Origin of the sequence: Maridesulfovibrio zosterae DSM 11974 (genome assembly GCF_000425265.1) — a bacterium.
GTDB lineage: Bacteria > Desulfobacterota > Desulfovibrionia > Desulfovibrionales > Desulfovibrionaceae > Maridesulfovibrio > Maridesulfovibrio zosterae.
The window spans coordinates 48,705-71,896 of record NZ_AUDC01000011.1 but is presented as its reverse complement, the minus strand read 5'-3'; the positions used below and the strand labels follow the sequence as shown (position 1 = coordinate 71,896).

Here is a 23,192-nt window from a genome sequence, read left to right as displayed (position 1 = left end):
TTTTATTCAGGAATATCCATTTCTATTTTATTTAAGGTTCTGTATTTCCGTAACGAAGCCGAGCGAAAGCACTTGTTTATAAGCTTACGCTTTTCTTTAAGCGCCTCACGCTGTGCTGCAATCTGCGCTGCCTCATCTCCTTTCGGTTTATATTTATTTTTAATACCTCTAAAGGCAACTTTGATTTTTTTGCTTTGAAATTTTTCATCAAGTTCATTCATTATATCTGACTCTGTGGGAAATTTATCTTCAAAATTATTAACCCAAAAGTAAAGTTCAAAGTCCAGACCAAGGTTGCCGAATTTTTTAAAAAAGACATTTGGTGCCGGATCTTTAATGACGTTGGGATGTTTTTTAACTACTTTCATCATAATTTTTTTGGCCTTGTCGATTTTAGATCCCGGTACAAGTGATATAGGAATAGTCACTCTAATACGTGTATCCTGATAGTTGAGGTTGATAATTTCGCCTTTCAGAAAACTTGAATTAGGGATTATTACCATGCTGTTATCAAGAGATTTTATTGTCGTGTTGCGTATTGATACGTCAACAACTTCGCCTATAATTTTTTTGTGTTGCAGAGTATCTCCCTTTTTAATGGAGCCGCCAAACATAATGATTAACCCACTGACAAAATTACTGACAATATCTTTTAGTCCAAAGCCGATACCGATGGATAATCCACTGGCAATCCAGGTTAGAGCGGACATGGGAATGCCCATGAGATAAAATGATGAAAGCAGGAATATTACCCATACTATGTATGAACCTATTGTTGAAAAGGTATGGGCCAATGAACTTTCAATCTTTTGCCCGCCAATTGAAGTATTGTTCACCAATGATTTAAGCCAGAATAGGATAAGACGTGCAGCAAAGAATAAAATCAATATATAAAAAAGACTTTTAATAGAGATGTCTGCTCCGGCGATATGCACGTCCATATTCCTAAATACAAAACGCGCAAATGGAATTCCTCCTACATATGCTGTTGCCCACCCTATAAATAGAAATATTATTATTGAAACAGAGAGAGGATAGAAAAGCTGGATCATCTGATTATGATGGAGTGCCGCTTCACGAGATTCATTAAGGTTTTTAATTTCTTCATCATTTTGTTTATCTGCTTCTTGTTCCAGATTATTTGGATCAGGTAAATCTGTAACCAGAATGGTTTTCAAAGCTGTACAAATTTGTATAGTAATCAAAAAAAGGAACCAGATCTGAGTCAGGATCATGGCCTGTGTGCCGAATCCTAATAGCGTGACAGCCGCTCCGGTTCCTAGGATTATTTTGTTGGCATTGAAAGTGGATCGTGTGATTTGAAGTTTGTATCTGTGGCGGTTAAAATGCATGGAAGCAAGTCCGGCAATGCTAAGAAAAAACCATATTACACTGAGGCAATTCATGGGCATGGTCAGCATGTGCATTATGTCTCCGGCGGTCATAAGGCACCATAGGGTAAACATAGGGCTGCGTATAAGTCTGGTCGGTTGTTCTTTTTCACGGGCCCACAGAAAATTGCGGGCGCAAATAATTATTCCAAGGGTCATTAGCTCAGACCAGACTAGCCCTGTGATCTGGTTGGATGTAAAAAGAGTCATGAAGCGGGCAATAAACATACCTGCTCCGAGAGATATGAATATTAATCCTTTATTATAAAAAGAAATCTTGTGGTTAGCGAACATTTGTCGCTTCAAGAGGTGGGTTACCAGATTTCTTAATATCAGCCAGCAGATGCCTGCAATTAGCACCATGTATATTAAGAAATTACCCCAATGTACCCATACAATCAGAGGCTGGTAAAATCTTAAGTAACTGTTACTCCATTCTTCAAATGAGTAGGATATGTCTATCCAGTTGTGTGATAGTAAAGGTGAAGACCCCATTGTAAAGTAAAATGTTCTAATTGCTTGTGCGTAGTATTTTCGTGTTATCTTTAGTTCGTCAGCTATATTTGAATCAAGTGCATCAGCTTTTGCCAGCGACATATCTATGGATCTCTTAAGAGTTGCAGCATCATTCCGTATAGCAATAAAATGTTCTTTACTGGATGTGATCAGCTTTAAAAGTTTTTTGTCATAAATTTTGCTGTTGAAATGAATTTCTGAAAGCACTGCAAAGTCATCTTTAATTTTTTTTAATCTGTTTTTTTCAATGAGCAACTCATCTTTAGCTCTTTCAATATAGCCCGTTACATCGTCAAGCTGCATTAGAACCGTTCTATATGCCCATGGTGTCCTTTTAGCCAGACCACGTAGCAACTTAAGTTGATCAAGACGGTTATGTGCTTTTTGCATATGTTGATCAAATTTTTCAAGCATAACTGGGTAGCTTTGCTTTAATTTCTGAACAGCAAGTCCTTCTGCGCGTATTTCAGAATCAAGGCTTTGAATCATATTGAACCATGTCTTTGTCGCCGATTCCTGTTGTTCTGCAAAAGCAGAGCAACAAAGCAGTACTAATATAACAGTAGGCAGTGTGATTATTTTGAATGCGAATTTGCTCATGGTCTTCTCCAAAGCTTGACAAGGCAGGTATACTTCCGGTTATCTTAAAATATCTGCTGAATGCTTTCTGTTTGTTTTTTAAACAACCTGCTTCCTCGCAGTCTTGTCTGTGATTTTCATATCATTTAAAATTTTCGATTTATAGCAGAAAAGATAATATGCTTTTAATTCTGTTAACAGGATTAATGTATCTAATTTGCTAACATTATTTTTTAATCTCGTTAGATATATCATCTTGTACTAGATGTGCTTTGAAATATAAACATTTTTGATGACCCCGTTACCAGGGAGAGTTTGTGTCTAATATTTATTTAATAGGTCCAAGAGCTTGCGGTAAAACGACCGTTGCCAAAATCCTTTCCGAAAAATTGCAATTTAAATTTTATGACAGCGACGAAATTCTGATCAAAAAAGCAGGATGTCAAGTCTCTGAATATGTTGATAAATATGGTTGGGAAGGTTTTAGAGATTTAGAATGTGAAGTTTTAAAAGAATTAGTTGCTGAATCAGGTGCAGTTGTTTCATGTGGTGGTGGCATTGTTGTGCGTGAGGAGAATATAGCCGTTCTACGTAACGCTTATACCGTTTATCTCAAAACGAATGTTCAAGTTTTAGCTGAGCGCTTAAAATTAGATCCAAATCACGGACAGAGACCGTCCCTTACCGGTAAGCCTTTAGTAGAAGAGATTCAAGATATTCTTAATGATCGGGAGCCGCTTTATCGCGGATGTGCAAAGTTTATAGTCGATGGGGCCGGCAGCATTGATGATGTTTGTAAACAAATTTTAGATAATTATATATCCAGGTAACAGGAAGGTAAATAAAATGAGTGGTAATACATTTGGTCAGATTTTCAAAGTGACCACCTATGGAGAATCGCACGGACCCGGGCTTGGTGGAGTTATTGACGGCTGTCCCTCTGGAATAGAGTTAAGTGAAGAGATTCTTCAACTTGAACTTGATAGGCGTAAGCCCGGGCATGGAATTGCCGGTACTGCCCGTAAAGAGGCAGACCGTATAAAAATTATGTCTGGTGTCTTTGAAGGTAGAACAACTGGAACATCCATAGGTTTTCATATTGAAAACACTGACCAGCGTTCTAGAGATTATTCAAAAATAATGAATGTTTACCGTCCTGGACATGCTGATTTTACTTTTGATGCAAAGTATGGTTTCCGTGATTATCGCGGTGGCGGAAGGTCTTCTGGACGTGAGACTGTTTCACGTGTTGCAGCTGGAGCTGTGGCACAAGAATTTTTGCGTCAGCAGTCTATTTCGTGTCACGCCTATACACTGCGTATTGGTGGTATTGATGCTACTGTGAAATCTCCTGAAAAAGCTTACGACCAACCGTTTTTTTCTCCCGATCCGGAAGTAATCAGTTTGTGGGAAGAACGAGTAAAAGAAGTCCGTTCTCAGGGAGATACATTGGGTGGAGTGGTCGAAGTCTGTTTAAAAAATGTACCTGCAGGGCTTGGTGAGCCTGTTTTTGATAAACTGGATGCCCGCCTTGCATATGCTTTGATGTCAGTCGGAGCAGTCAAGGGTGTTGAAATAGGATCAGGATGTCAGGCAGCTGATTCTCTTGGAAGCCAGAATAATGATTTTATAGATGCTGCAGGTTTTTTATCTAATAATTCTGGTGGAATTCTCGGTGGAATTTCCAGCGGACAGGATATTGTGGTTCGTGCTTATGTTAAGCCTATACCGTCCATTAGCAAGCCACAAAAAACAGTTGACCGTGATAAGACTGAAACTGAAATCAAAATTGGTGGAAGGCATGATATCTGTGCCATACCACGAATAGTACCCGTATTAAAATCTATGGCCATGCTGACTGTAGCTGATTTTATTCTTTTACAGCGAAGGATGGGATAGAGGATAGAGTAGGGTTAGGTTATCTCTTTTGAACTTAAATAAAATCGGGTAGATTCTAAAATTTTAATTATTGTGTCTACCCGATTCCTTTTTTGAAATTGACTGCAGTCTTTCTTCTCGGCGAGATTAATATTTGTTACCTTGATAAGGAGTATCTTATTCAATCATTTACGGGTTATTTAATTTTTTTGAGCCGCACAGCCGTTCCGTAGCATGAATAAAATTTATCTCCTTCAGGGTGAAAGGATACAGATTCACGGTAACTTAGTATTGCATCGGCATTTGCGTCTATCGCCTGAGCTATAAGACCGTAGAAAGCGTTGTCGAAGTTATAGCTTCTGCAAACAATAAGACCAAAAGTTCCGGTAACTTCACGGTTGGGAACTACTTCGGTAGTGACAATTTTTATTTTGCCTGCGAGATAGATATTACGCGCCATTTCAAGGCGTTGATCTTTTTTTGCATCTTCCACAGACTTGCGTCCTTTGCGGCTTGGACTGCCGAACATGAGAGCCATATTTAATTCCTTTTTTACAGTCTTGCTTGATGCAGAATTTCTGCCTCATTTACGAAATAATTTCAACTTAATGAAGCTAAGTGTGAACATTAATTTTGATGTCAATATTTTAAAGAAATGTCTTTACTGTTTTTCTTTGGTCAATTTGTGAATTTCCAATGCCAGTTGATGGAGATTTTCATTAACAACTGCCAGATTCAACTCAGCCTGTTTTTTGTTATTTGATTTACATGCTTTTTCCAGATCAAACGCTGCGGAGGATAGTTCTGTTGCTGATATATTTGCTGCAGACCCTTTCAGAGTGTGTGCCTTATCACCGGCTTCCTTAAGCTTATCCTTTTTGAGTAGATCCTGAGTATCTGCTATAAAATCCCTGTTATATTTTTCAAAATTAATAAGAATACTGGTAAGTATATTAAAATCACCACCAATACGTTCCAACACTTCATTAATATTAATTGAATTCAGTTTTATAGAATTTCCTGGATCGGGCTTATTTTTGGGGATGGAATTGATAGCAGCATTGTGATCAGTTTTATTTTCTTTGATAAGAAAAGAACGGATGGTACTTATCATTTGTGCTTTATCAATTGGTTTTGGAATATAGTCATTCATTCCAGCTTTAAGGCATTTTTCTTTATCTCCGCGCATAGCATGGGCTGTCATGGCTATGATAGGCAGGTCTACTATGTCCATTTTGTTGCGAATTGTATCTGTTGCCTCGTAACCATCCATTTCAGGCATCTGGATATCCATGAGAATGATGTCGTAACTATTGTTTTTAATCATTTCTACTGCAATTTTACCGTTTGCAGCAGATTCAACGGTTAGTCCTGTTGCGATTAAAATATGTTCAGCAACTTGTTGATTGATAGGGTTGTCCTCAACTAGAAGAACTTTGAACCCTCGAAATTCTTTTTCAATCTCTTTGAATGGTTCATAGGTAAAATCCTTAGGGATATCATGACCGAATGTTCGCATTATTGTGTCAAAAAGAGATGCCTGTTTAATTGGTTTGGTCAGCAATCTGGTTATACCTGCTTTATGTGCCTTGCTGAGAGCTGCATCTACTTCTGTTGCGGTAATCATTAATATAGGTAGCTCTTCTTGAGAAAACATTTCGCGGATTTTTCTGCTTGCCTCATCTCCGTTCATTCCGGGGAGTTTTAAGTCTATAAGAACTAATCTAAATGGAGGTCCTTCTTTATTTTTTAATATTTCAATGCCTTCTTCAGCTGAATGTGCGGTTGTAGGCACAAATCCGAATCCTTTAAGATGCCGTGCTAGAACACTTCTTACAGCAAGATTATCGTCAATTATCAGAACAGGAGATTCCTGCAATTCTTCCGGTAGAAGATATTCTGATGCTGAAGTATTGGGCGCTAATTTAGGAGTTATAGTAAAGAAGAAGGTGCTGCCTTCCCCTGTTTTACTTCTTAACCAGATGCTTCCACCCATCAGGTTTACAATCCTTTTTGAAATAGTCAGCCCTAAACCTGTTCCACCATATTTTCTAGTAGTTGATCCATCTGCCTGTTTGAATGCTTCAAAAAGATGAGGTTGAATTTCCTCTGATATCCCTATTCCAGTATCTTTGATGGCAAAAATAATTTCAGACTTATTCTGGGTTAACATATCTGCTGAAACTGTGATTGTAATTTCACCTTTGTTCGTGAATTTAAAGGCATTTGCTGTGAGGTTAATAAGAACTTGTCTCAGCCTCAAGGGATCACAGATGATTCTTTTCGGGACATCAGGGCGAATATCAATGGCAAGCTCGGTTTGTGATGCAATCATTTGCTCGACAAATAAATCAGACGTATCATAGATGAGTTGATGCAGGTTTACGTTAACGTCTTCCAAAGTTAGTTTGCCAGCCTCCACTTTTGAAAAATCAAGGATATCATTTATCAATCGTAGCAATACATGACCTGAACTTACTATAATTTTTAAAAATTCACGCTGCTTTGCATTTAAGTCTGTAGAAAGAGTAAGGTCTGCCATGCCTATAATGGCATTCATAGGAGTTCTTATTTCATGGCTGACATTTGCCATGAACTGGCTTTTTGATCTTGATGCAGCTTCAGCTGCGTCTTTTGCACTTTCGAGTTCCTTATTAATTTGTTTTAATTCTTTGTAACTCTTTTCAAGATTTTTATTGCTTTGGTGTATTCTTTCTTGAAGCTGTCCACTATATTCTTTAAGTTTTTGGTCTTGTTCTTCAATTTGTTGAAGCATATTATTGAAGTTATCGAGAAGAGTTTTCATTTCTCCACGTGAATTAAATTTAACACGAGCGCTGTAATTTTTATCAACAGAAATTTGTTTTGCCGTTTGTGTAAGTTTGATAATAGGTGAAATTAGAATTCTGTGCATTGCAATGAACAGTGTAATCATTAGTAGTGCAACAAGGAGCATAGTCCTTAACAATGAATTTAGCAGTGACTGATACAATTCATCTTCAATGAATTTAGGAGTAAGAAAAATTTCAACTGCTCCTATTGGCTGCTTCATGATTGAAATTTCTGCTTTTCGTTTAATCAGCTTTCCTTGTGGCCATGCTGTAAAGCTTGTAATATTCCAGTTATTATCTCTTACTTTTCCTGAAAAAACATTTTTCCCATTATCTTCAGTTACAAGAATTGCTTGGATTCTTTTATCATTCATTTCTGACATGATAATCCTGTTTATTGCAGCCTGATCAACATTCCAGAGAGGGGTTATAAGCGATTCAGAAAGTCTTTCAACAAGTCCATTTGCTTTTACATTCATTTCTTGAAGCATGTTACTACGCATCGCATTGTAGTCATATGCTCCTGATATAATGAAAGTGATCAACGATATTGATATGATTAATATACCGATGCGTGTTTGGACTTTATCAATTTTAAACAATTTTAATCCGTTGTTAGATGTATTTGTTTTTAATTTGCTATTTTTATAGGGTAGATACAAATCTTTAACATTGCAGCATATTTGTTGCAAGATTACAGTGTAATTCAGGGTGATAATAATTTCTAATATGTAGACAACCTGCACGGCAAGCGTTAAACAATTCGCACTAAAATATTAAGGATGGTTAATAATTCATGAATATAGCCCTGTTGCAATTGAATTTGACTGTTGGAGATCTTGAGGGAAATCTTCAGCTTATTATTGACGGCGTTCATAAGGCCGCTGATCATGGCGCGAAGCTATGTGTTACTTCTGAACTTGCAATTACCGGATATCCTCCACGCGATCTGCTCCTTAATGCTGATTTTGTTGCCCGCTGCAGAGATGCTGTAACTGAGCTTTCTCATAGCATTCCTGAAGGGATGGCTCTTCTTGCCGGGGGAGTTGATATTAATCATGATAAAATGGGTAATCCTCTGCGCAATGCAGCATGGCTGATTGAACACGGTACTGTTCCACGAGCTTTTTATAAATGGCTGCTGCCCACCTATGATGTATTTGATGAGCAGCGTTATTTTGAACCTGCACAGGATATTAATTTTTTTGAGTTAGGTGGAAAGCGTATAGGTGTAACCATCTGTGAAGATATCTGGAATGATAGTGGTGATACTTTTCAAAAGCGTTACGGACGCAATCCAATCCATGATATGATGGCTGAACATCCGGATATTATTATCAATCTTTCTGCGTCTCCTTTTAATATAGGTAAACAATTAGATCGTGAGGAGATGCTCGGAGCGATTGCTTCCAAGTATAAGGTTCCCATCTTGTATGCCAATCAGGTTGGGGGAAATGATGATCTGGTATTTGACGGTAGAAGCTGCGCATTTGGTGTTGATGGCAGACTTGTTGCGCGTGGTCATGGATTTAAAGAAGATATTGTTGTTGTTGATTCTGAATGTACTAAAGGTAATATTGCGGCTGATGATTTTTCTGAAGAAGCTGAAGCCTGGAATGCAATGGTGCTCGGCCTTAATAACTATCTGTCTAAAACTGGATTTAAACAGGTTGTTTTGGGACTTTCAGGCGGAATTGATTCAGCTCTTACAGCAGCCGTGGCCGCAGAGGCTCTCGGTCCTGAGAATGTAACCGGAGTTCTTATGCCGTCGCCATACTCCAGTAAAGGGAGTGTGGATGACTCAATTGCACTTGTTGAGAATCTTGGTATAAATTCTACTACAATACCCATCCATAATCTGATGAAAGAGTTTGAGCAGGCCCTTGCTCCGACTTTTAAGGGGTTACCTGCCAACGTGACTGAAGAAAATATTCAGTCCAGAATCCGCGGTAATCTTGTAATGGCTATATCAAACAAGATTGGAGCCTTATTGGTTACAACTGGCAATAAGAGTGAACTTGCTGTGGGCTATTGTACAATTTATGGAGATATGGCTGGTGGATTAGCCGTTATTTCAGATCTTTATAAAACTCTGGTCTTTAAAGTTTGCCGATGGCTGAATGAACAGGATCGTGGTGAAATAATACCGGCTCCCATAATATCAAAACCTCCTTCTGCAGAACTGCGTCCTGATCAAAAGGATGAAGATTCATTACCTCCTTATGATGTTTTGGATTGCATAATTGAGTTGCGAGTTGAAAAACATCTGGCCGAAAGTGAAATTATTGCTGAAACTGGTTATGATCCAGAAATTGTAAAACATGTCTTACGGCTTATAAAATTCTCAGAATTTAAGCGTAAACAGGCGGCACCTGGGTTGAAAATAACTTCCCGTGCTTTCGGGACCGGATGGAGAATGCCTATTGCCTGTCGCTTTACCGGTTAAAAAGCGAAATTTAATCAATTTTACTGGTACGACCGAAAAGTTCGGTCATTTCACCAAGACGTTCGCGGATGAGCGGTGTAAGCTGTCCCGGCAGGAGTTTCCAGCCCCAGTTTCCATCCGCTTCTCCGGGGATGTTCATACGTGCTTTGCTGTCTAAATTCAGTAGATCCTGTGCTTGAATTATGCATAGGCAGCCTACGCTGGACATAAGCAGTCTAATAAGTTTCCATGAAATTGTAGATTCGTCTATCCAGTTCAGTCCGAGATAGGCCAGCAGGTGTCTACGGCTTATCTCATCTGCATCGTCATTATACCAACCACGGTTAGTGTTATTGTCGTGGGTTCCAGTATAAACTACTGAGTTTCGTCGGTGATTATGCAGTGCATCACCACAGTAGCCTATATCATCTCCGAATGAGAACTGCAGTAAATTCATACCCGGAAGATGGAATCTGTCCTTTAAATAGGTAACGTCCGGGGTTATATGTCCCAGATCTTCAGCTATAATGTGCAGGCATCCTTCATTGCAGCTGAGTTTTTCAAAAAAATCGTGTCCTGGAGCTGGTACCCAATATCCTTCAATAGCTGTTTTTGCGTCAGCCGGAACTTCCCAGTATGCAGAAAACCCTCTAAAATGGTCAAGCCGAACCCAGTGATAGAGTCCTAGGTTGTGCCTCATCCTGCTGAGCCACCAGCCAAAGTTTTCTTCTTTGAGAACATCCCAGTTGTATACCGGATTGCCCCAGAGTTGTCCTGTCTTGCTGAAATAGTCAGGTGGAACACCTGCAACGCAGTATGAGTTTCCATGTTCATCAAGTTTGAAAATACGTCGATTAGCCCATACATCCGAGCTGTCATGGGTCACATATATGGGCACATCTCCAATCAGCTCAACTCCGATTTCATCAAGGTGATCTTTGAGCTGACCCCACTGGCGGAAGAAAATCCATTGACAAAATTTTACGAATAGAATTTCTCGGTAAAGTTTTTCTCCCCAATGGTGTAAACCTTCTTCAGTGCGGTCTCTGATATCTTCCGGCCATTTGGTCCAGCTTTCATTTGCAAAATGTTTTTTTACGGCTGTGAAAAGAGCAAAATCATTAATCCAGTGCATATTATCCCAGATAAACTGATTGAATGACGGATTATCGAGAATAGTGTTGGCATTTCGGCTGAATGCTTTGCGCAGTAATGTTTTTTTTATATGCAGTGCCGATTTAAAATCAGCATGTTCGCTGTCTGGAAGTGTGCATTCAAGTATTTCTTCGTATTCCAGCAGTCCGTATTCGACCATAAGTTCAGGGCTGATGAGAATCGGGTTAGCGGCATATGCAGAGAAACCTGAATATGGGGAGTTGCATAATTCCGGTGACGTCGGAGTTATCGGCAGAACTTGCCAGAATCTTTGACCTGCTTCTGCCAGAAAGTCTGCAAAATCATAAGCTGCCGGCCCTAGATCACCGATACCAAATCGTGATGGTAATGAAGTAAAATGTAAAAGTACGCCGCTTGAACGTTTCATATAAAAACTCCTTGCTCTGCAGGAATAGTTTAGCTGTGGGAATAACTATATACATACCATATTGCAGAGCAAGGGGGGAGATGTAAAGTAAACAGATTTTATGGTGGAACAGTCTGCTCCTAATTCTTTATTGTCTGGTGGAGTAGAAGGACAAAAGATTGCGGTGCTAAGTTGATAACGCTCTTTCTGGATACTTTCGATGGCAAGGGGTGTGCTGATCCTCCTAAGTCTGGTGTTGCGCTGTATAACTCAACTCCCCATAATCCGTCCGGTAGGTGGTTTGAAAAATTGGCTTCTGACTCTTTGTTATTAAAATTAAATAGGGTTGCTGCGTACTGTCTATTCCCTGACTTTGAGTTGCGAATAACCATAACCAGTCCAGGCTTAATTTCCTGAACCTGACAACGACTTCGACATGTTTCATGAATAGCAGGATGCTCCTGTCTTATTTTAAGTAACTTTTTATAAAGGGTAAGCATTGCTTTTCCCTGTGCTGATTCTGTACTGTTCCAATGTAACTGGCAGTTTTCAAAGGTGTGTTTTGCATCAGGAAGGGATTCTGTATTTGAGAAATAGTCGAATGGGGCAGATTCACCATATTCCTCTCCCATAAAAATCATAGGTACGTACGGAGAGAGCAGAGTTGCTCCAGCACTAAGTTTGGCCGCTTCGAATCCTGCTTTTTCAATAATGCGGCAATGATCTTGCGGTTCAGAATCAGGGTCATGACTTTGAGAGTATACTACAAATTTACAGCCACTGAGTTCAGCCTTGGTCCGTCCCTGAATCCTTTGATGATGCTCCGATAATTCGCCCCGGTAAGCGAATCCATATTGCATTGCTGATATAATGCGGTCGGGGTGAGCATAGTCCCTGTGAATTCCATCTTTTTCTCCGGTAAGACGATATTGCAGGGCACTATGAAAGTCGTCATTATAGAGAGCGTCCATATTGTATCCACCCTTTTCAAAGGGAAGGACTGGCCTCAGCTCGTTTCGCTTGTCTCCGGTGATTAAGACGCAATTCCTGTTATTTAACAGCGCAAATTCTTTCACTTTGATGGAGAGTTCTTCTAAAAAATGGGTTGGTGTCTGATCAATTATTGTGTGGGCATCATTAATGCGCATTCCGTCAATGCGATAATCTCGGAACCATGACAATGCACAATCAAGAAAATATTCGCGTACTCCAATGCTGTGTTTTTCATCATAATTTAGTGCCAGACCATGAGGGAGAGAGTACTTTTCACTGAAAAAAGGAGTATAAACAGGTTCAAGTTCTCTAACCGGATTAAGACTGGCGAACGAAGCATCAATCACAACTGCAATTCCATTAAGATGGCAGCGTTTTATAAGAGTCTTTAAGTCGTCCGGAGAACCGTATGGGCTGTGTACTGCGTAAGGGAAAGACGTTTTATAACCCCATCCATGAGTTCCTGAAAATTGTGCAACAGGCATGAGTTGCAGGGTATTGATGCCAAGTTTTTTTAGGTGGTCAAGTCTGGAGATCAAGCCTGAAAAAGTATGTTCTGCGCTGAATGCCCCTACGTGAACTTCATAAAGAACCATTTCACTTATGGGTAGACCTTTAAAGTTATCTCCCTGCCAGTCAAAAAAATGGTGATCAATAACTATAGAAGCGTTTCGTAATCCATTTGGCTGCCAGCGGGAAGCCGGATCAGGTATCCCGGCAAAATTATCCAGTGTAAAAGAGTATGCTGTTCCAGGTGTTACATTACTGATTGTTGTTTCATAAAATCCGTGTCCAGTCTGGTTTAATTTTTCTTTATGTATATTAGTATTTTGTATTGTTATTTCAGCTTTTTGTATGTGAGGTGCGAAAATTCTGAAGGAACAGTCTCCGTTTTTACGTATTCTTGCGCCGAAGTAAGATTTTTCCATATAATTTCTCGCTAAGAAGTTTTGTTTTTTGCTTAACAATAAGGTATACTGTAGTTAATTTATTCGGCTCGCCTTTTGCATGTGATTAAGTACTTACACATTTCAAACAGAATCAGGAGGCAGACCATGCATAACATTCAGAATCCCCAAGCGTCTGAGGAGCGGGTTAAGATAGCTCAAGTCATGGCCGGCGAAAATGCAACACTCCATGAGTTAGATTTTCAGGATATAGCAATATCTACAAATGCCGTGCGAACAATCAAAAAGGCTGCAACCGCAGTTATGCAAAGATTCATGCCGGGAAGTCGTCCAGAGAAATTAACCAGCTCACAGGCTATAGCCTTTTTTATTGATCGAGTTTTTTGGGATCAGGAGACAAAAGGACTTATTCTTTGTGCGGATGTTGCTGAAAGGAGTTTTTGCCTTCCTATTCCGAGTGATCATTGGCACTTGAAAACCGATCTTGGTACTATTCAGTAGTTATATTTTAAACAATTAGCAAGTTATAAATATAAAAAAGAGAGTATTTTGCTCTCTTTTTTATATTTATTTATATAGATTATTCTATCTAAAACAAGAAAGTATTTAAAATTAAAATGTAAAGCATATGTCACTGCAGAGTAACACATATAGGGAAGATGGTCGGTACTGTGGGTAACTAAAAATTAACCGCAGGGAGTACTTAATGGGTTATGAAAGATGTTCAGAGCTGTTTCGTCTGAGGTCGCCTTTCGAAGATTCTTTTAGAGGGGCTATTTTTTCACTTTTTGAAAAGCCGCTATCCAGCCTATTGTGTCTGCCGCATTTAAATTCATTGTATAATATTACGCAGGATGAAAAATGCTGGGATGGGCAGACAGATTTTGTGAGTAAAGCCCTTAAGCTTCTAGGTGTAAATTCTGAAATAGATAAGCAGGATCTTAAACGAATTCCTAAAAATGGCCCGTCAGTAGTTGTAGCTAACCATCCGTTTGGTGTTGTTGAAGGTCTCCTTTTGATAAGGATTCTTAAAATGGTACGTCCTGACGTGAAGGTAATGGCAAATTTTATGCTTGGGCTTGTTCCTGAAATGCGTGAACATCTTATTTCTGTAGATCCCTTTGGGCGTAAAGATTCTCAAATGGGTAATATCTCGGGATTGAAAGAGGCTGTGAAGTGGGTAAAAGGAGGAGGGATGCTTGCTGTCTTTCCTGCTGGAGAAGTAGCCAGTTTGAAGATTAAAGACCGTAAAGTTGAGGACCCTTTATGGAGTCCGACTGTTGCCGGGATAATAAAGAAAACCAAAGCAAGTGCAACTCCTGTTTTCTTCAATGGACGTAACAGTGCTTTATTTCAGGCCATGGGCATGGTCCATCCTAGATTAAGGACTGTTCTGATTCCTCGTGAGAATTTAAAGAAAAGGTCAGGCTCTGTCGAATTTGCAGTAGGCAATACCATTAGCGGTGAACGGCTTCTGGATTTTGAAAAGAATAGTGACCTTATTCAATATTTGAGATTTAGAACCTATGCACTCCAGTCAAGATTTAAAAAAAATAAAGCTTTGATTCCAGTTTTTAGAAAAAAAGAGAAGCCGTTATGCGAAAAAATCGGGCAAAATAGAATCCTTTCTGAGCTTGAGTCATTGGGCAGAGACAGTATTCTAGCTGAAAACACTGATTTTATAGTTTTTGAAGTCCATTCATCAAAGTGTCCATTTATTTTGCGTGAAATCGGTAGGCTCAGAGAAAAAACATTTCGTGAGGTTGGCGAGGGAACCGGACAGGCTGTTGATGTGGATCGTTTTGATAATACATTTATACATCTGGTGCTTTGGAGTCGTGAAAATAGTGAAATTGCCGGTGCTTATCGTTTTGCCCGTACAGATGAGTTAATTGACAGATTTGGATTGAACGGTGTTTATAGTCATTCTTTTTTTAGATTTGATAAAACTTTTTTTGATCATGTCAGTCCTTCTCTTGAGCTTGGACGTTCATTCATTAGCTCAAAATATCAGCGTAATATGTTCTCACTAATGATGCTTTGGAAGGGGGTGGCAGGGTACCTTTCAAATAATCCTAAATATAGATACCTATTCGGGTGTGTCAGCATTTCAAATGATTATAAAAAATTATCCCGTGAGTTTATTGCTGATTCGCTCATGACACATAATGGGCGTGATGATCTGGCAAAGCTAGTTTCGCCGGTTAAGCCTCTTAAGTTCAAGAAACTTAAGTACTGGAAAAAAGCTTTGCCTGAAAAAAAAATTTCCAGTCCAGATGATCTTGAGAAAGTAGTGCAGGATATTGAAGGAGGTGTCGGCATACCTGTTTTGCTGCGTCATTATTTGAAGCTTGGTGGTAAACTTGCCGGTTTTAGTGTTGATCCTGATTTTGGAAATTCTTTAGACGGTTTGATAGTTGTTGATCTGTTAGAAACTTCAGAACGCAGTTTAAAAAAGTTTATGGGTAAAGATAAGGCAACAAAATACCTTGAGTATCATCGCAAAATTGCACCTGTTATCAGTGAAAAATGTGAAGGAGATGACGATAATGTTGCCGTATAGCATAAATGATCTGCGGTTAATAAAAAAGCGCCCCGAACTGAACAGATCGGGGCGTTTCTTTGATTTGGATATTTGAGACTATTTCATAAGATCTTGCAGGGAGAAGCAGAATTCATTGATATCTTCATTAGTCGTAGACCATGAAGTCATCCATCTCACTTCTCCTGTCGATTCATCCCAAACATAAAAAGGGAATTTTTCTTGTAATTTAATGGTTACTTCTTCAGGAATAATGGCGAAAACGCCGTTGGCTTCAACTTTTTGAGTTATAGTAACTCCATTAATTTTGCCGGCAGTTTCAGCCAGCAATGCTGCCATTCTATTAGAGTGTTGGGCATTTCTAAGCCACAAGTCGTTGCTTAGCAAAGCTTTGAACTGGGCGCCGACATATCTCATTTTGGAGATAAGCTGCATGCCCTGTTTGCGGACAAATTCGAAATTTACACCGAGCTCCGGATTAATAAATACAGCTGCTTCAGCGCACATACATCCATTTTTGGTTCCGCCGAATGAGAGCGCATCAACACCGCAATCAACAGTCATTTCCTTAAGTGAGACATTTAATGCTGCACAGGCGTTAGCAATACGTGCTCCGTCCATGTGAACATATAGTCCTTTACTGTGGGCGTATGCGCAAATTTCTTTGATCTCATTAATCGAGTATAGTGTGCCAAGTTCTGTATTCTGAGTTATGGAGATTACAGCGGGTTGACTCTGATGTACATCCAGTCTTCCTGAGAGTATCGGATCGATAGCTTCTACGCTGAGTTTTCCATTGATTGTTTGGGCATGGATCAGTTTTATTCCGGCAATTGCTTCACAGGAACCGCATTCGTCGACGGTAATGTGGGCGCATTCAGAACAGATAACGCTGTTCCAGCTGCGTGTGAGGTGTTTCAATATAAGTGTGTTGGCAGCTGTTCCTGTTGCTATGAAAAATATTTTGGCATCTTTTCCAAAGTGATCACGAAAGAGCTGTTGAGCTTCAGTTGAAATAGGGTCAACGCCATACGAAGGCATATGATCATGGTTTGCTTTGACTATGGCATCCATTATGTCTGGATGAACTCCTGCATAATTATCACTGGCAAATGAGCGCATTGTTAATACTCCTTGGGAATCAGCTGAAAAATTTACGAATAAAACAGCTGTTAGTAGTGGAAGTAGGGTTTAATCTAGATTCGGTTGGATAAGAGGGGCTAGAAAATCGAAGATAATTTCTGTCATAATTTCATAGCCTATACTGCCAGGGTGAACACCGTCACCATTGCCAATGTCAGCAATATAGGCAGTTTTTTTCCGTAAACTGTAGTTAATGTTTAGATATGGAATGTCAAGATTCTGGCATAGTTCAATTAAGTTGTCTGACAGCTCCGAGATATTACTGTCCCGCAGTTTATCAATTACAGGTGGTGGAGATATAAATGCCACTTTAAAAAATGTGCTGGCTGATTTAAGGATTTGTTTTGCATTGGCAATGCTTTCTTTCCGTTTCAACCCGTTGACAAAATCTGCAGCTCCAAAAGAAAAAATTAACATTGAATTGTTTTTTTGATTTATGCGCTTATCTGTTTCATATTTCCAGCGGGAAGAGATGTGTTTAGAACTTGAAGCTCGAATACCAAGGTTATAGGCTGTTATTTTTGATCCGTCAGGGTCGATTCGTTTACATATACGTCCGGCCCAGCCCAGCCTTTCAGGGTCACCAACACCTAAGGTGAGAGAATCACCTATGAATACCAGTTCCATTTTAACTTTCCTTCAAAAATGTTATTTCAAATTACCTAGAACTTTATCTGAGCCAAATTACATATGGTCTATTGTTAATTTTCTGCTTATGCTTAATTATCCCAAGTTAAGGTTTGGTCAATATAAATATCAAGTTGTAATCTATATGAAATAATTTCAAAAATGTTTCCTCATAGTTGGGGGAGGTAAAGGATGAGTTTTGAAAAGGTAATCAGTTTTCTAAATGTAAGCTTCGGTTACGGGGCTGCAAGAGTTATCGATAATGTCAGTTTTGATATCTTTAAGGATGATTACCTTGCCGTGATAGGTCCGAACGGCGGTGGTAAAACAACTTTGTTGAAACTGTTATTAGGATTAATCGAACCACAGCAGGGAAGCATTGAGATACTTGGGATGCCCCCGGGGAAACATGGGGGGCAGGTCGGGTACATGCCTCAATATACCACTGTGTCCGAGAGCTTTCCTATAACTGTAAGAGATGCGGTTCTTATGGGGAAAGTTGCTCCCGGCCTGAAGGGGGCTTTTGGAGTCCGTTTTGGAAGCAAGGCTGGAGCAGATGTGGAAAGGGCGTTGAAAAGAGTTGGTATGCTTGAACATATTAACCGAAAGGTTACTGATCTCTCCGGCGGACAAAAGCAGCGTGTTTTTATTGCTCGTGCAATTGTAGATGATCCGAAATTGCTCTTATTGGATGAACCTGCCGCCAGTGTTGACCAGGCCGGCAAGAGCGGTCTTTATTGTCTGCTGCGTGAGTTAAATCAGGATATGACAGTGATTATGGTCAGTCATGATATTTCCGTTTTGGGACAGGGAGTTAAATCCGTAGCCTGTGTTAACAGAACTGTTCATTTGCATGATCAGCCCAAGATTACCCGTGAACTGCTCAACGAAGCTTACGGAGAAACCGAAGAAGGGTTGTGCCCAATCGAATTGATTACCCATGGAGAGCTACCGCACAGGGTGCTTGAATTTCATGCTGAAGATAAGGATAGGGTTGAAGGAGATTGGAATGATTGATGTTTTACATTTCGAGTTTATGCAGAATGCCCTTATTGCCGGAGTTCTTGCATCTATTATCTGCGGCATTATAGGTGCTCTGGTCGTGGTGAACAGAGTTGTTCTGCTGTCCGGAGGTATTGCTCATGCCTCTTATGGCGGAGTCGGGCTTGCTTTTTTTCTTGGCCTGCCTATGCTTCCTGTTACAGCTGCCTTTGCAGTCTTTTCCGCCTTACTGATGGCGTTTGTCACGATAAAAGTAAAAGAGAGGGCTGATACTTTTATCGGAGTCATGTGGGCTGCTGGTATGGCTCTTGGAATTATTCTGCTAGACATTACGCCGGGCTATAATGTGGATCTGATGAGTTATCTGTTCGGAGGAATTCTTGCTACTCCGCATTCTGATCTTATTCTTATGGGCTGGCTGACAGTAATTGTTTTGTTGGTGGTATTCACCTGCTATAAAGGATTCTGGGCTATGTCCTTTGATGAGGAATTTGCCCGGGCCAGGGGTATACCTGTTACTCCTCTTTATTTTCTTATGCTGGCTTTGATTGCGCTCAGCGTAGTGATGGTCATCAGGGTTGTCGGACTTATCCTTGTAATTGCTCTTTTGACGATACCACCGCAAATAGCTGAAAGCAGAACTTCATCCCTGCATACCATGATGATTTTGTCATCTGTTCTCAGCATGTTTTTCTGCGTGAGCGGGCTACTGCTTTCTTATGAGCTTAACCTGTCATCAGGAGCAACAATTATTGCTGTAAGCGTTGCTGGATTTGCTGTTTCTTCTTTGCTTTCAAAGTTTAAGGTGTAACAAATTATGAGACGCCTATAGCCTCCTCCATCTGCTCTGCACATAATTGGAGCCAGCCGACAATCTTGTCTGAGAATCCATTTTGTTCAAGCCATTGTGCATTTAGCAGGTGCGGGGCATAGTTTGCATTAGTTACGCGCAGTTCATGTTCAAATGAATTAGCGACATGAATTGCAACTGCCGGGCTTAGGTCTGTACTGCCTAGTTTATATGGATTGTGGTGACAGTATACGGCTTCTACAACCTCTTCATTAAAGCCCCATATCGCCAGTAGATATGCACCAACTTCAGCGTGAGTAAATCCTAAAATGTCTTTTTCTGCTTCCTGAATAGGGATATCTGCTTCGCGTACTATGCATAGAATAGTAGCATATTCATCAGTAAATGATGTGGAAAGAACCAGTTTGCCTATATCATGCATGAACCCTGCTAAAAAGGTGTTCTCAGCAGCATCATTGCTGCCGCCTTCTGCTTTTATGATAGAGCGTCCCAGAAGTCCTGTATACTGGCAGTGCTTACCCAGTTCTTTGATGGAGAAATCTATTTTTTCAGACCCTTTTGAGTTGAACAAATGCATACCTAGTACGAGACCTTTAAGGGTATCCAGTCCTAGAAGAGTAACTGCTTTTTCGGGGCTGGTTACTTTTGAGAAAAGACCAAAAAAAGGAGAGTTTACTAACTTGAGGAGACCAGCAGTCATGCTGATGTCTTCACCAATTAGTTTACCTATATCACTGATGACAACGTCTTCTTTTTTCAACTCTCTTTCCAGTTTGTGATAAATATCTGGCATTGAAGGAAGTTTTTCAATCGAAGCAATGGCTTTTGCGGCTCTTTCGTTGAGGAAAATATTTTTCAGGCGCAGGCTTTTTTTAATCTGTCCAATTAATTCCGCTGATGTGCATGGTTTGGTGATGAATTGATGTGCATAGTTAACAAACTGAAGGTAATTTTCGGAGCTGATTGATTCTGAAATGATGAATCGTATTGCTCCCGGCTGGCGTCGTTTAATTTCACTTAATAAAGTGTCACTTTCATATCCCATTATATTCAAATCAGTTGCAACTACATCAAAGGGACGGGTCTGTAATTCATTTAAGACTTCATCTGCTGAGCATGCATAGCTTGTTTTCCAGCGGTTTTCCATGGGGCTGATCATTTTGTTCAGGGTATCAAGCTGTGATTTATCTTCGTCAACAAAAAGAATATTTTTTGATTTACTCATTTTATTATCCCGAATCTTTAGTTATGATTTAACAGGTTTAAGTAATAATGTTTTATTTATACCATGGTGTGTTGTTTTTGAAAATGAGAATTGCATAAGAGAAACAGTCAATAATCAAAAAAGACCGTTTCAGGTATCTGAAACGGTCTTTAGTTTAAAGTCTGTTATTTAGAATTATTTTTTTATGAGTACATACGGTCTGTCTGAAATAAACTGTTCGTTGATAACCTTTATTCCATCTGGTTTATTTTCCCAGCGATCATAATATTTTTTCTGCATCACAAGAATTACGTTATCTTTCTCTTTGAGGATCGATTCTATTTCAGCCATATCGCTTGTTTCATGGATGTCTGTTCCGGCGTAGTAAGAAAAAATACCGGAATAGATTTTATGAGCCAGAGGGTAACTGCCTTGAGTTACATATTTTTTCATTAATTCACCCGTTTGGCGGGGACTCATAAGCTGGTCAAGTGAAGGCAGTGTCTGCAAAGCCAGAGGTTGAATCCAGATAACCATTGTCGCAGCCATAACAAGCAGTCCCATTTTTCCACCGGAGTTTTTAACCGCTAGAAGGGCCAGTCCTCCGAGTCCCATGATGAGAACTGTGAAAGACATACCTTTGAGTGCGAAATCAAATGGAAAGAACGTTTCCGCAAACGGAGCTGCTATAGCTAAAAGTAGATATACCCCGGCGACTCCGATCCAGAGACGTCTGGAGTTGATTACAGGCTCGTTTGTTCCTTCACCTAGAAGACCTTTAGCTGTGAGGATTGCAAGTGGAGCAAAAAGCGGCAGTATATATATTAATACCTTAATGCTCAGACAGGTTAGAAGCACGAATCCGCTTATAAACATAATCCATGCCCAGTCTCGCCCGTCAGTAAGTGTATTTTTACGTTGACCTATAACTTCAACCCAATGATTAACTTTAAACAGTTTTCTTAAGGGCATGGCAAAGATAGCCATTGTCCACGGAAGCCATGCCAGAGGAAAAGCTATAAGATAGTACTGAAATGGTTCTTCGTGATGGAATGAGCTTACAGCTCTCTGATATATCTGTTTATAAAAAATATTGTGAATAAATGAGGTGCCGTCAACAAGTAACGCTCCGACAACCCAGGCAATAAGAATCGCAAGTAGAATCAAAAAACCTTTGAGCAGGTTCTTGTTTTTGAAAAGTTTCAATTTTTGTTTCCAAATAAGAAAACATATAGCAGTCAATAATGGGAAAACAAGACCTAGAGGGCCTTTTGTTAAAGTGGCAATTCCCATCAGGGCAAATGCCGACATGAACCATTTTCCAGAATTTTCGGTATGAAATCCTTTAAACAGGCATATGTTGGCCCAGATAATAAAGCTTCCAAAGAGCAGGTCCATGCGCGAATAGTGTGCAATGCCTACAAAAAATATATTTGTCAGTAGAACCAGTCCGGTAGCGAGACTTGTTTTACGTCCACAGCCTAAGGTGCGGGCAAGCGCAACTGTTGAGAGTAGAAAAATGGCTGCTGATACAGCTGATCCCAGAAAGAAAACACTAATGCCGTCTGCTGGCGTAAAAGTGTCTAGCATGGATAGAAACCAGAAATATACAGGTGGCTTGTCCGGGTATGGAACGCCGTTAAGATACATAACCAGCCAGTGACCAGCGTCTTTCATCTGATGATAAACATTCGCGTAGCGTACTTCATCGGAAAACCACAATGACCGATAGTCCATGGTAAAAATTGATTGCAGGATAATGATGAATAGAACGCTGATCCAAGGGTGTTTTTCCATTGTATCCCAGATCAGGGATTTTTTTTCAAAATGCATAGTATCAATCCTCTTTAGAGAAAAGGTGAATAGCAAATCCAGCTACAGAACCGATCATCCAGCCGCAAAGCACATCGCTAGGATGGTGCCAGCTGAGGTAAATACGGCTGAAGGCAACAGCGGCGGCAAATACACCGAGAGCTAACGTGAGAAGGATTTGCTGGTATCGCAAAATAAGGGGCACTGACGCCCCGTAAATTTCAGTAGTGTGCCCGGAGGGCATAGAGTGGTATCCGCCTCTTGTGGAGTAGGGATCAAAAAAAGTTCCTTCTCCCGGCCTTGGTTTACCGATGGAAATTTTCATAATTCGCACCAGCAAAAGGCTCACAGTCAGTTGAACAGCTAGAAACACAAGCGCAAATCTTAATCTGGATTTATTTTTTTTGCGCTGCATTATTCCGGTTATTAAAAACCAAAGATAAATAGGATAAAAAGCAATATTGCCCCAATCCGTTACAATTCTGGCAAAACTTTTCAAGTCAGGGTTGGCTTTTGCATGCGCTGTAAACCACATTGCCACTTCCACTTCACTGTTAAAATTCAGCTGAATAATTCCAAGAATCAACAAGAGTGGCAGTGATCCTATAAAAAAATGGCACAAAGCCTGATACTTATGAAAGAAAGAGGTCAATTTCAATTCTCTTCTTTTTTTGATTCTTCTTCGGTCAGAACATCGTCCGGGTGCGTGTCAGTTGTGAATTTGGTCCATGTTTCTTTATCTGTATCAAGATCAGCCAGGATTTCAGAAAGTTTTTTTCCTTCTTTTTTCCAGTATTTATAGCTGTGATCAGGACATGAAAATGGGATTATCAGTGTTCCGTCTTCAAGGAAATATGGCATATCTTGTTTGTTTTCGCTCATGGGCACGGTTTACACTCCGCAAAGAATGTATTCAAGTGAAATAGTCCGTATTTGTTTTGGAAAATATTTTAAAGATATAAAATTTAAAAATCCCCGCTACAGATATAACGGGGATTTTCAGTAAAA

18 protein-coding genes are annotated in these 23,192 nt (G+C 39.8%); 7 read left to right on the top strand and 11 right to left on the bottom strand.

Going from position 1 to position 23,192, the window contains the following annotated elements; translation table 11 throughout:
- Positions 1-2: 2 nt before the first annotated feature.
- Positions 3-2,507 carry a mechanosensitive ion channel family protein gene (locus H589_RS0104480; protein WP_027720925.1) on the bottom strand — a complete coding sequence of 835 codons (2,505 nt, stop codon included), beginning with the start codon at positions 2,505-2,507 and terminating at the stop codon, positions 3-5.
- 296 nt (positions 2,508-2,803) lie between these two features.
- Between H589_RS0104480 and aroL the strand changes: the two genes are divergently transcribed.
- Entirely contained in the window at positions 2,804-3,316 is a 513-nt protein-coding gene (gene aroL / locus H589_RS0104475) for a shikimate kinase AroL (RefSeq protein ID WP_027720924.1), read from the top strand.
- Positions 3,317-3,332: 16 nt separating this feature from the next.
- Entirely contained in the window at positions 3,333-4,385 is a 1,053-nt protein-coding gene (aroC, locus tag H589_RS0104470) for a chorismate synthase (RefSeq protein WP_027720923.1), read from the top strand.
- A 175-nt stretch (positions 4,386-4,560) separates the two neighbouring features.
- Here the strand turns inward: aroC and H589_RS0104465 are convergent, their stop codons facing one another.
- Both H589_RS0104465 and H589_RS0104460 read right to left on the bottom strand, forming a co-directional pair.
- Positions 4,561-4,902, bottom strand: a complete 342-nt coding sequence (locus tag H589_RS0104465; protein ID WP_027720922.1) for a hypothetical protein — start codon at positions 4,900-4,902, stop codon at positions 4,561-4,563.
- A 123-nt stretch (positions 4,903-5,025) separates the two neighbouring features.
- Positions 5,026-7,797 (bottom strand): hybrid sensor histidine kinase/response regulator, encoded by a 2,772-nt coding sequence (locus tag H589_RS0104460; RefSeq protein ID WP_027720921.1) that lies wholly within the window; start codon positions 7,795-7,797, stop codon positions 5,026-5,028.
- Positions 7,798-7,991: 194 nt separating this feature from the next.
- Here H589_RS0104460 and H589_RS0104455 point away from each other — a divergent pair, with 194 nt between their 5' ends.
- Entirely contained in the window at positions 7,992-9,641 is a 1,650-nt protein-coding gene (locus tag H589_RS0104455) for an NAD+ synthase (RefSeq protein WP_027720920.1), read from the top strand.
- Positions 9,642-9,651: 10 nt separating this feature from the next.
- Here the strand turns inward: H589_RS0104455 and malQ are convergent, their stop codons facing one another.
- Entirely contained in the window at positions 9,652-11,163 is a 1,512-nt protein-coding gene (gene malQ, locus H589_RS0104450; protein WP_027720919.1) for a 4-alpha-glucanotransferase, read from the bottom strand.
- 119 nt (positions 11,164-11,282) lie between these two features.
- Positions 11,283-13,064, bottom strand: a complete 1,782-nt coding sequence (locus H589_RS0104445; protein ID WP_027720918.1) for an alpha-amylase family glycosyl hydrolase — start codon at positions 13,062-13,064, stop codon at positions 11,283-11,285.
- Between the two features lie 126 nt (positions 13,065-13,190).
- Between H589_RS0104445 and H589_RS0104440 the strand changes: the two genes are divergently transcribed.
- Both H589_RS0104440 and H589_RS0104435 read left to right on the top strand, forming a co-directional pair.
- Positions 13,191-13,544, top strand: coding sequence for a hypothetical protein (locus H589_RS0104440; RefSeq protein ID WP_035075081.1), 354 nt, complete (start codon positions 13,191-13,193; stop codon positions 13,542-13,544).
- Positions 13,545-13,749: 205 nt separating this feature from the next.
- The gene (locus H589_RS0104435; RefSeq protein ID WP_027720916.1) at positions 13,750-15,606 is read left to right on the top strand and encodes a bifunctional lysophospholipid acyltransferase family protein/GNAT family N-acetyltransferase; all 1,857 of its coding nucleotides are present in this window, start codon (positions 13,750-13,752) and stop codon (positions 15,604-15,606) included.
- Between the two features lie 78 nt (positions 15,607-15,684).
- On the opposite strand, the gene H589_RS0104430 is transcribed toward H589_RS0104435, so the two are convergent.
- Both H589_RS0104430 and H589_RS0104425 read right to left on the bottom strand, forming a co-directional pair.
- A complete protein-coding gene (locus tag H589_RS0104430; RefSeq protein ID WP_027720915.1) occupies positions 15,685-16,707 on the bottom strand; it encodes a threonine aldolase family protein in 1,023 nt (340 codons plus the stop codon).
- A 69-nt stretch (positions 16,708-16,776) separates the two neighbouring features.
- Complete coding sequence (locus tag H589_RS0104425; protein WP_027720914.1) at positions 16,777-17,355, bottom strand: GDSL-type esterase/lipase family protein; 579 nt, start codon at positions 17,353-17,355, stop codon at positions 16,777-16,779.
- A 192-nt stretch (positions 17,356-17,547) separates the two neighbouring features.
- Here H589_RS0104425 and H589_RS0104420 point away from each other — a divergent pair, with 192 nt between their 5' ends.
- Both H589_RS0104420 and H589_RS0104415 read left to right on the top strand, forming a co-directional pair.
- A complete protein-coding gene (locus tag H589_RS0104420) occupies positions 17,548-18,372 on the top strand; it encodes a metal ABC transporter ATP-binding protein (RefSeq protein ID WP_027720913.1) in 825 nt (274 codons plus the stop codon).
- Positions 18,365-19,168, top strand: coding sequence for a metal ABC transporter permease (locus H589_RS0104415; RefSeq protein WP_027720912.1), 804 nt, complete (start codon positions 18,365-18,367; stop codon positions 19,166-19,168). The genes H589_RS0104420 and H589_RS0104415 overlap by 8 nt, the downstream gene beginning before the upstream one ends.
- Positions 19,169-19,172: 4 nt before the next feature.
- Here the strand turns inward: H589_RS0104415 and H589_RS0104410 are convergent, their stop codons facing one another.
- The 4 genes from H589_RS0104410 to H589_RS0104395 all read right to left on the bottom strand — a co-directional run bounded on the left by H589_RS0104410 (position 19,173) and on the right by H589_RS0104395 (position 23,066).
- On the bottom strand, positions 19,173-20,393 hold the full coding sequence (locus tag H589_RS0104410) for a response regulator (RefSeq protein WP_027720911.1): 1,221 nt from the start codon (positions 20,391-20,393) through the stop codon (positions 19,173-19,175).
- 174 nt (positions 20,394-20,567) lie between these two features.
- Positions 20,568-22,205 carry an ArnT family glycosyltransferase gene (locus H589_RS0104405; RefSeq protein ID WP_027720910.1) on the bottom strand — a complete coding sequence of 546 codons (1,638 nt, stop codon included), beginning with the start codon at positions 22,203-22,205 and terminating at the stop codon, positions 20,568-20,570.
- A 4-nt stretch (positions 22,206-22,209) separates the two neighbouring features.
- Positions 22,210-22,836, bottom strand: coding sequence for a phosphatase PAP2 family protein (locus H589_RS0104400; RefSeq protein WP_035075080.1), 627 nt, complete (start codon positions 22,834-22,836; stop codon positions 22,210-22,212).
- Positions 22,837-22,838: 2 nt separating this feature from the next.
- A complete protein-coding gene (locus H589_RS0104395) occupies positions 22,839-23,066 on the bottom strand; it encodes a hypothetical protein (RefSeq protein ID WP_027720908.1) in 228 nt (75 codons plus the stop codon).
- Between the last annotated feature and the right edge of the window lie 126 nt (positions 23,067-23,192).

Bases quoted from the DNA above. Each gene is read 5' to 3' on its own strand.
- H589_RS0104480 (WP_027720925.1), bottom strand. From the start codon at position 2,507: ATGAGCAAATTCGCATTCAAAATAATCACACTGCCTACTGTTATATTA.
- aroC (WP_027720923.1), top strand. From the start codon at position 3,333: ATGAGTGGTAATACATTTGGTCAGATTTTCAAAGTGACCACCTATGGA.
- H589_RS0104465 (WP_027720922.1), bottom strand. From the start codon at position 4,902: ATGGCTCTCATGTTCGGCAGTCCAAGCCGCAAAGGACGCAAGTCTGTG.
- H589_RS0104455 (WP_027720920.1), top strand. From the start codon at position 7,992: ATGAATATAGCCCTGTTGCAATTGAATTTGACTGTTGGAGATCTTGAG.
- malQ (WP_027720919.1), bottom strand. From the start codon at position 11,163: ATGAAACGTTCAAGCGGCGTACTTTTACATTTTACTTCATTACCATCA.
- H589_RS0104445 (WP_027720918.1), bottom strand. From the start codon at position 13,064: ATGGAAAAATCTTACTTCGGCGCAAGAATACGTAAAAACGGAGACTGT.
- H589_RS0104440 (WP_035075081.1), top strand. From the start codon at position 13,191: ATGCATAACATTCAGAATCCCCAAGCGTCTGAGGAGCGGGTTAAGATA.
- H589_RS0104435 (WP_027720916.1), top strand. From the start codon at position 13,750: ATGGGTTATGAAAGATGTTCAGAGCTGTTTCGTCTGAGGTCGCCTTTC.
- H589_RS0104430 (WP_027720915.1), bottom strand. From the start codon at position 16,707: ATGCGCTCATTTGCCAGTGATAATTATGCAGGAGTTCATCCAGACATA.
- H589_RS0104425 (WP_027720914.1), bottom strand. From the start codon at position 17,355: ATGGAACTGGTATTCATAGGTGATTCTCTCACCTTAGGTGTTGGTGAC.
- H589_RS0104420 (WP_027720913.1), top strand. From the start codon at position 17,548: ATGAGTTTTGAAAAGGTAATCAGTTTTCTAAATGTAAGCTTCGGTTAC.
- H589_RS0104415 (WP_027720912.1), top strand. From the start codon at position 18,365: ATGATTGATGTTTTACATTTCGAGTTTATGCAGAATGCCCTTATTGCC.
- H589_RS0104410 (WP_027720911.1), bottom strand. From the start codon at position 20,393: ATGAGTAAATCAAAAAATATTCTTTTTGTTGACGAAGATAAATCACAG.
- H589_RS0104405 (WP_027720910.1), bottom strand. From the start codon at position 22,205: ATGCATTTTGAAAAAAAATCCCTGATCTGGGATACAATGGAAAAACAC.
- H589_RS0104395 (WP_027720908.1), bottom strand. From the start codon at position 23,066: ATGAGCGAAAACAAACAAGATATGCCATATTTCCTTGAAGACGGAACA.